This is a genomic window from Candidatus Bipolaricaulota bacterium (genome assembly GCA_021159055.1).
Classification (GTDB): Bacteria; Bipolaricaulota; Bipolaricaulia; order UBA7950; family UBA9294; genus S016-54.
On the sequence record JAGGSO010000138.1, the window covers coordinates 1 to 3,126 of the forward strand.

Here is a 3,126-nt window from a genome sequence, read left to right on the forward strand (position 1 = left end):
GGGTGCTCGTCGGCCTGGGGATCGGAGGGGCCGACCCGTTCCTCCTTGGCGGGATGGGAGGAATCATCATCCTCGGGGCGCTCGATGACCGCCTCGACCTCTCACCTACGATCAAGCTCATCGGCCAGGGGATCGCTGCCGCGGTCGCGCTGTTCGGGCTCAATGGGATCGGTACTCTCTCGCTCGCCGGTGGGGCGATCCCCCTCGGACCGGCCGGCCCGGTTCTCACCCTTCTGTGGGTGGTCGGCCTGACGAACGCGGTCAACCTGATCGACGGGCTGGACGGCCTGGCGGTCGGGGTGAGTATCCCTCCAACGCTTGCGCTGTTGATCATCGGGGCGAGTACCGGGAACGCGGGTGGGATTGCACTCGGGGCCGTCCTCCTCGGCGGCCTCCTTGGGTTCTATCCCTGGAATCGGTTCCGGGCGCGGCTCCTCCTCGGAGACACCGGAGCTGAGCTGATCGGGTACCTCCTCGCCGTGACGAGCATCCGTGTATTGCCCGCGGACGCATTCCCGCTCATCTCCGCTGCGTTCCTCTTCTCCTTTCCCCTCGCCGACACCGCGTTTGCGATCGTGCGGCGCGCGTATCACCACCGCGCCCTGTTCCACGGGGATCGGGATCACATTCACCATCGGCTGAAACGGACGATCGGGGAGGGAAAGGCGGTACTCGCCTTGAGCTTGTTCAGTCTGGTCTCGGCTGGAATCGGGCTTCTCCTCTGGTCGATCGGTATGTAAGAGGAGACAAATGGAGGCGAGCGGATTCGAACCGCCAACCTCTGCGATGCGAACGCAGCGCTCTCCCGATTAGAGCTACGCCCCCATTTAAAACCCAATAGCGGCGCAGGGACTCGAACCCCGAACCTCTCGGATATGAGCCGAGCGCTCTAGACCGGTTGAGCTACGCCGCCCTATCTGGTTGCGGGGGCCGGATTCGAACCGGCAACCTCCGGGTTATGAGCCCGACGAGCTTCCAGATTGCTCCACCCCGCGATCTCTTATGCCGGGAGCGGGACTCGAACCCGCACGAGGATACCCTCAAAGGATTTTAAGTCCCTTGCGTCTGCCAATTCCGCCACCCCGGCTATCGGCATTCCCCGGCTGATGCTTGGAGCGGGAAACGGGATTTGAACCCGCGACCCCCACCTTGGCAAGGTGGTGCTCTACCCCTGAGCTATTCCCGCGAAAGCAAGGTTATTATACAGTGGAGGCCCCAATGGTTCAACTGCGAAGGGCGGGATTCGAACCCGCACGCCCGAAGGCACTAGCTCCTAAGGCTAGCGCGTCTGCCAATTCCGCCACCCTCGCAATTATCGTTTTAAAGATTAGCGCGAACAGCCGGCGCCGTCAATAGAGCCAGGAAATATGGTTGCGCCGCGCGGGAGGATATCGTACCGGCACCGTCCCGAAAGCGAAAAACAATAGCCGACTTCCACTGGCTTCCCGAAGCGGGTAGAATCCCACCGGAGGTATATCGCGTGAACGATGAGCCGTCTTCCAGAGGTTCGCCCACCGTCAAGATCCTAGTGGTGAGCGATGTGATCAGTCGGGTGGTGTACAGCGAAGGGATACGCGATCGGTTCGGGGACGTGGATCTCGCTCTATCGTGCGGCGACCTCCCCTACTACTATCTGGAGTACATCGTAAGTATGCTCGACGTACCGCTCCTCTACGTGCATGGGAATCACGACCGTCCCCTCCAGACCGAGCGCGGGGAGATCCCCGAACCCCGGGGGTGCATCTCGGTGGAGGAGAGGGTGGTGAAGATGAAAGGACTGCTGATCGCGGGGTTGGGCGGGAGCATCCGTTATAACGCCTCCGGTATCTACCAGTACACCGAGCGCGAGATGCGGTGGCGGCTCGTCAAGCTGTCTCCCCGATTGTGGCGCAACAGGTTGCTCTATGGGCGTGCTCTCGATGTCTTCATCGCCCATTCTCCCCCTCGCGGGATCCACGATCAAAAGGATCGTCCGCATCACGGGTTCGACACCTTCCGCTACTTGATTCATCGGTATCAGCCGCGTTACTTCATCCACGGTCACAGCTACCCCCGCATGGGGGTGCCGGAGCGATCACGGGTCGAGGAGACGGAAGTGATCCATGTGTACGGGTATAAGGTGTTGGAGGTGTCGATTGGAACAGCCTAAAGTCGGTTGGAAGAAGCTGGGGCGGGACCTTCTCACCGCCGTAATCCCGCTTGCGCGCAGGCGGCCTACCCTCCTCATCCCGTTCGACTGGGTGAAGGATCAGTTGAAGCTCAAGGGGAGTCGCTACCGCGGCCTGCAGACGGTGGAGATCGACAGGATCGTGGGGAGCCTGAACCGCTACCACGACTTCGACCGCGCGTTCCTCCCCCTCCGCGCCACCGCCGAGCGCACCGAACGGCTGCAGCGTCTCCAGCGAGCCCTGGAGAAGGGGGAGATACTCCCGCCGGTGCGTCTGTACCAGGTGGGGAACGTGTACTTTGTGGAGGACGGCCATCATCGCGTGGCCGCCGCCCGCCGGCAAGGGGCCAAGGAGATCGACGCCGAGGTGATCGAGTTCGATTCCAAGGTTACGCTCGAGCCCGGGGTCACGCCGAAGGATATCATCATCAAGGCGGAGTATGCCGACTTCCTCGAGCGCACCCACCTGGACAAGCTGCGGCCGGAACAGAAGATCGAGTTCACCGAGCCGGGGCGCTACCGGGTGCTCCTCGAGCACATCGACGTGCACCGCTACTTCCTCGGGCTGGAGAAGAAGCGGGAGATTCCGTACGAGGAGGCGGTGGTCTCGTGGTACGACAACGTGTACAAGCCGCTGGTGGAGACGTTCCGCCGCTTGGGAATCCTCAAACGGTTCCCCGGCCGCACCGAGGCCGACCTGTACGTGTGGGTCTCCCGACACCTTTACTATCTCCGGGAACGATACGGACCGGATGTCGATCTGGACAAGGCGGTGCTTGACTACGCGAAACGCTACCGCCTCCCCTGGCTCGCCCGCGTGCTCAACCCCGATCAGCCACAATAATGCAATAATGATCGGTTGTTATCCGGTTTCGACCGCAATACGAATGTGATGCATGGAGGAGCCGGGGCCAGATACTGTATCGAAAGTCAAGCCTCCTGGTTGATTGGTGAACGGT

At 61.8% G+C, this 3,126-nt stretch carries 3 protein-coding genes and 6 tRNA genes; 3 read left to right on the top strand and 6 right to left on the bottom strand.

The genetic code is table 11. The features are described from left to right. Positions 1–740: undecaprenyl/decaprenyl-phosphate alpha-N-acetylglucosaminyl 1-phosphate transferase (locus J7J55_07185; GenBank protein MCD6142483.1), on the top strand; the 740-nt coding region annotated here is incomplete at its 5' end. Between the two features lie 11 nt (positions 741–751). On the opposite strand, the gene J7J55_07190 is transcribed toward J7J55_07185, so the two are convergent. From J7J55_07190 to J7J55_07215, 6 genes are all read right to left on the bottom strand, one after another. Further along, positions 752–825: transfer RNA gene (locus J7J55_07190), tRNA-Ala, on the bottom strand. A gap of 13 nt (positions 826–838) precedes the next feature. Beyond that, positions 839–913: transfer RNA gene (locus J7J55_07195), tRNA-Met, on the bottom strand. 5 nt (positions 914–918) lie between these two features. Then, positions 919–995, bottom strand: a tRNA-Met gene (locus J7J55_07200). A gap of 8 nt (positions 996–1,003) precedes the next feature. Next, positions 1,004–1,087: transfer RNA gene (locus tag J7J55_07205), tRNA-Leu, on the bottom strand. A 24-nt stretch (positions 1,088–1,111) separates the two neighbouring features. After that, positions 1,112–1,186 (bottom strand) — tRNA-Gly (locus J7J55_07210). Between the two features lie 42 nt (positions 1,187–1,228). Next, positions 1,229–1,310: transfer RNA gene (locus J7J55_07215), tRNA-Leu, on the bottom strand. Positions 1,311–1,480: 170 nt separating this feature from the next. Here J7J55_07215 and J7J55_07220 point away from each other — a divergent pair. After that, on the top strand, positions 1,481–2,149 hold the full coding sequence (locus J7J55_07220) for a metallophosphoesterase (GenBank protein ID MCD6142484.1): 669 nt from the start codon (positions 1,481–1,483) through the stop codon (positions 2,147–2,149). Next, on the top strand, positions 2,136–3,011 hold the full coding sequence (locus tag J7J55_07225; GenBank protein ID MCD6142485.1) for a ParB-like nuclease domain-containing protein: 876 nt from the start codon (positions 2,136–2,138) through the stop codon (positions 3,009–3,011). The genes J7J55_07220 and J7J55_07225 overlap by 14 nt, the downstream gene beginning before the upstream one ends. The last annotated feature ends 115 nt before the right edge of the window (positions 3,012–3,126 follow it).